Origin of the sequence: Mycobacterium sp. (assembly GCF_035603715.1) — a bacterium.
Lineage (GTDB): Bacteria > Actinomycetota > Actinomycetes > Mycobacteriales > Mycobacteriaceae > Mycobacterium.
Map to the genome: position 1 here is coordinate 1 of NZ_DATNJW010000087.1, position 2381 is coordinate 2381.

Here is a 2381-nt window from a genome sequence, read left to right on the forward strand (position 1 = left end):
CTGAATCATCGCCCCGGAGTTGAAGTCCTTGAAGTACATGACTTCTTTGTCGCCATTGGCGTAAGTGACCTCGAGGAACCGGTTGTCGTCGATCTCGGCGTACATCCGGTCGACGACCTTCTCGATCATCGCCTTGATGCACGCTCCACGGTCACCACCGAATTCGGTGATGTCATCGGCGTGCACCGGAAGAGTCTCGACGAGGTACTTCGAGAAGATGTCCTGGGCCGACTCGGCGTCCGGGCGCTCGATCTTGATCTTCACGTCGAGGCGGCCGGGCCGCAGGATCGCCGGGTCGATCATGTCCTCACGGTTGGAGGCACCGATGACGATGACGTTCTCCAGGCCCTCGACACCGTCGATCTCGCTGAGCAGCTGCGGGACGACGGTGGTCTCCACGTCGGAGGAAACCCCGGTGCCGCGGGTGCGGAAGATCGAGTCCATCTCGTCGAAGAACACGATCACCGGTGTGCCCTCGGATGCCTTCTCGCGGGCCCGCTGGAAGATCAGCCGGATGTGACGCTCCGTCTCACCGACGAACTTGTTCAGCAGCTCGGGGCCTTTGATGTTGAGGAAGTAGGACTTGGCCTCGCGGGCGTCGTCGCCGCGGACCTCAGCCATCTTCTTGGCCAGCGAGTTGGCGACGGCCTTGGCGATCAACGTCTTACCGCAACCGGGCGGGCCGTAGAGCAACACGCCTTTGGGCGGGCGCAGCGCGTACTCGCGGTAGAGCTCCTTGTGCAGGAACGGCAACTCGACGGCGTCGCGGATCTGCTCGATCTGCCGGCCCAGCCCACCGATGTCGTTGTAGGTGACGTCGGGAACCTCTTCGAGCACCAGGTCCTCGACCTCGGCCTTGGGGATGCGCTCGAAGGCGTAACCCGCTTTGGTGTCCACCAGCAGCGAGTCACCGGGACGCAGCTTGCGCGGCCGCAGGTCGTCGTCCGACGAGTCATACACACCGTCGGGCAGGTCCTCGGCCACCAGCGGCTCGGCCAGCCACACGATGCGCTCCTCGTCGGCGTGACCGACCACCAGAGCGCGGTGCCCGTCAGACAGAATCTCGCGCAGAGTTGAAATCTCGCCGACTGATTCATACGTGCCGGCCTCGACGACAGTTAAAGCCTCGTTGAGCCGAACGGTCTGTCCCTTGCGCAACGACTTCACGTCGATGTTGGGCGAGCACGTCAGGCGCATCTTGCGGCCCGAGGTGAAGACGTCAAGGGTGTCGTCCTCGTGAGTGGACAACAGCACGCCGTAGCCGCTGGGCGGCTGCCCGAGCCGATCGACCTCTTCGCGCAGCGCCAGCAGCTGCTGGCGAGCTTCCTTGAGGGTTTCCATCAGCTTGGAGTTGCGCGACGCCAGCGAATCGATACGCGCCTCGAGCTGGTGCACATCGCGCGGACTGCGTGCGGCACTGTGCGATCCCGCAGCGTTGTCCAGTTGCTCGCGCAGGATTGCAGCCTCGCGTCGCAGCTCTTCCAACTCGGCAGCGTCCTCGCTGGAGAGGTCTGGCTCGCGCGGGTTACCGAACGCTTCACGCTCAAACTCACCCATGGTGCGCTCCTTTCCCGCTCCGGGACGGTGGTGCGGTGGATACCTCAACGCTACCGGCGATTTCCAATTCATGCGGGAACTCGAAATGGGGCACACACGCAACAGCGTTAACATCTTGTTTAGTCAGCTTTACCGAGAGGACCTTAGTGACCGTGAAAACCCTAGCCACAGGCATGGCGGCGCTGGCCGCCGTCGGCGCTGCGGCCGCCGGTGTGACGTGCATTGCATCCGTTACCGCTGTGTCGCCCCGCGTTCAGCCGGTCGTCTTCGGCGCGCCGCTACCGCAGGACCCGCCGGCGCCGGTCGGAGTGGACCTGCCCACCGCCAATCAGCTCACCACCGTGCTGAACACGCTGCAGGACCCCAGCGTGTCGTTCGCGAGCAAGGGTTACCTGATCGAGGGCGGCATCCCCGTTCCGGCCAGCCTTGCCGACCACGAACTCCAGAAGGCCGCTGCCAAGGGCAGCCTGCCGCTGACGTTCAACATCAGCAACATCGCCCCCGCCGGTCCCGGCTCCGCCACGGCCACCATCACCGCGACGGGCCCGCATCTGGCCCCGACACCCGAGTACCTCAGGTTCGTCGATCAAGGCGGCTGGAAGCTGTCGCACGACTCGGCGATGACGCTGATCCAGTCTGTGCGCTCGTCGCACTGACGGCCGCTGAATGCCCCGCCGCCTTAACGCGGTCTTGAGCACCGCCGCGATTGCGGCGGTGCTCGGGCTTTCGGGGTGTTCCAGTGCGAAGGACGATGCGTCGCCCGAGACCTCCGCACCGTCGACGTCGGCGTCGCTGAGTTCGGCGGCGGCCCCGCAGGCGGCTCC

The 2381-nt window shown here is 65.0% G+C and carries 2 protein-coding genes; one reads left to right on the forward strand and one right to left on the reverse strand.

Annotated elements, in window-relative coordinates:
• Nucleotides 1-1557, reverse strand: a 1557-nt coding sequence (arc, locus tag VN856_RS03705; RefSeq protein ID WP_325686254.1) for a proteasome ATPase, incomplete at its 3' end; no start/stop codon positions are given.
• Between the two features lie 173 nt (nucleotides 1558-1730).
• On the opposite strand from arc, the gene VN856_RS03710 reads away from it, so the two are divergent.
• Entirely contained in the window at nucleotides 1731-2213 is a 483-nt protein-coding gene (locus VN856_RS03710) for a hypothetical protein (protein WP_325686256.1), read from the forward strand.
• Nucleotides 2214-2381 lie beyond the last annotated feature (168 nt).